Consider the following 2,500-nt stretch of genomic DNA (forward strand, 5'->3'; position numbering starts at 1 on the left):
GGAGCTTAACGGCCGAGTTCGGGATGGGATCGGGTTTGGTCTCCTCGCCATAACCACCAGGCCGGTTAAGAGCAAGAATTGAGAAGCTGGTTTGTATTTACGAAGGGATTGAAGCTTTCACCGCGCGTTTGGGACGCTAACGGTGATTTTAACAAATCACCTATCGCTTAGTTTCGGCGTTTTTGCTTAAGCAAAAGACGCCTTGAATGAGTATAGACAAATGAGAGTAATCAAGCCGATTGAGCTATTAGTACCGGTAAGCTTCGCACATTACTGCGCTTCCACACCCGGCCTATCAACGTGGTGGTCTTCCACGGCTCTCAGGGATAACTCGTCTCAAGGGGGGCTTCCCGCTTAGATGCTTTCAGCGGTTATCCCTTCCGCACATAGCTACCCTGCAATGCGGCTGGCGCCACAACAGGTCCACCAGAGGTGCGTCCATCCCGGTCCTCTCGTACTAGGGACAGCTCCTTTCAATTCTCCTGCGCCCACGTCAGATAGGGACCGAACTGTCTCACGACGTTCTGAACCCAGCTCACGTACCGCTTTAAATTGGCGAACAGCCAAACCCTTGGGACCTGCTCCAGCCCCAGGATGCGATGAGCCGACATCGAGGTGCCAAACAATGCCGTCGATATGGACTCTTGGGCATCATCAGCCTGTTATCCCCGGCGTACCTTTTATCCGTTGAGCGATGGCCCTTCCACTCGGGACCACCGGATCACTATGACCGACTTTCGTCTCTGCTCGACTTGTCAGTCTCGCAGTCAGGCTGGCTTATGCCATTGCACTCAACGACCGATTTCCGACCGGTCTGAGCCAACCATCGCGCGCCTCCGTTACTCTTTGGGAGGCGACCGCCCCAGTCAAACTACCCACCACGCGCTGTCCCGGATCCGGATAACGGACCGCAGTTAGACAGCCATGACAACAAGGGTGGTATTTCAAGGATGGCCTCCATCCGAGCTGGCGCCGCGGACTTCAAAGCCTACCACCTATCCTACACATGCCAACACAACTGTCAGCGCGAAGCTATAGTAAAAGGTGCACGGGGTCTTTCCGTCTGACCGCAGGAACCCCGCATCTTCACGGGGAATTCAATTTCACTGAGTCTATGCTGGAGACAGCGGGGAAGTCGTTACGCCATTCGTGCAGGTCGGAACTTACCCGACAAGGAATTTCGCTACCTTAGGACCGTTATAGTTACGTGCCGCCGTTTACCGGGGCTTCAATTCGCAGCTCTCACCACTCCTTTAAACCTTCCGGCACCGGGCAGGCGTCAGACCCTATACGTCGCCTTGCGGCTTCGCAGAGCCCTGTGTTTTTGATAAACAGTCGCAACCCCCTGGTCTGTGCCACCTCCCTATGGTTGCCCATAAAGAGGTCTCCCTTCTCGCGAACTTACGGGAGCAATTTGCCGAGTTCCTTCAGCATAGTTCTCTCAAGCGCCTTGGTATGCTCTACCAGTCCACCTGTGTCGGTTTCGGGTACCGGTCTAATGTGGGTGCTATTTCCTGGAACTCCTAGGCAGCCCGGTCAATCCAATAAGACCAAACTACTTCCGGAATTCGTCACATCCCACTGGTTGAGGAATATTAACCTCATTCCCATCGACTACTCATTTCTGCCTCGCCTTAGGGGCCGACTAACCCTGCGCTGATTAGCATTGCACAGGAACCCTTGGACTTTCGGCGAGAGTGTCTCTCACACTCTTTATCGTTACTCATGTCAGCATTCGCACTTCTGATACCTCCAGGACCCCTCACGGATATCCCTTCATCAGCCTACAGAACGCTCCGCTACCGCGCCTTACGGCACCCGCAGCTTCGGTGCATGGCTTTAGCCCCGTTACATTTTCGGCGCAAAGACCCTTGTTTAGACCAGTGAGCTGTTACGCTTTCTTTAAATGATGGCTGCTTCTAAGCCAACATCCTGGTTGTTTTGGGATCCTCACATCCTTTCCCACTTAGCCATGACTTAGGGACCTTAACTGGCGGTCAGGGTTGTTGCCCTCTCCACGACGGACGTTAGCACCCGCCGTGTGTCTGCAGGATAGTACTCTTGGGTATTCGGAGTTTGGTTAGGTTTGGTAAGTCGGTGTGAGACCCCCTAGCCCATCCAGTGCTCTACCCCCCAAGGTATTCATCCCACGCTCTACCTAAATAGATTTCGCGGAGAACCAGCTATCTCCGGGTTTGATTGGCCTTTCACCCCTAGCAACAAGTCATCCCCGCCTTTTTCAACAGGCGTGGGTTCGGCCCTCCAGTGCGTGTTACCGCACCTTCAGCCTGCTCATAGCTAGATCACCCGGTTTCGGGTCTAATCCATCGAACTTGCGCCCTATTAAGGACTCGGTTTCCCTGCGCATACACCTAACGGCTTAAGCTTGCTCGATAAATTAAGTCGCTGACCCATTATACAAAAGGTACGCCGTCACCCTTGCGGGCTCCGACTGCTTGTAGGCGTTCGGTTTCAGGATCTCTTTCACCCCCCTCGTCGG

2 rRNA genes (1 of these 2 cut by a window edge) are annotated in these 2,500 nt (G+C 54.0%); both read right to left on the reverse strand.

The features are described from left to right. Nucleotides 1–61, reverse strand: a 5S ribosomal RNA gene (gene rrf, locus ACHZB8_RS19575); the annotation flags it as partial. Nucleotides 62–226: 165 nt separating this feature from the next. After that, a 23S ribosomal RNA gene (locus ACHZB8_RS19580) occupies nucleotides 227–2,500 on the reverse strand; it runs 463 nt beyond the window's last position.

Source organism: uncultured Cohaesibacter sp. (assembly GCF_963556055.3).
Classification (GTDB): Bacteria; Pseudomonadota; Alphaproteobacteria; order Rhizobiales; family Cohaesibacteraceae; genus Cohaesibacter.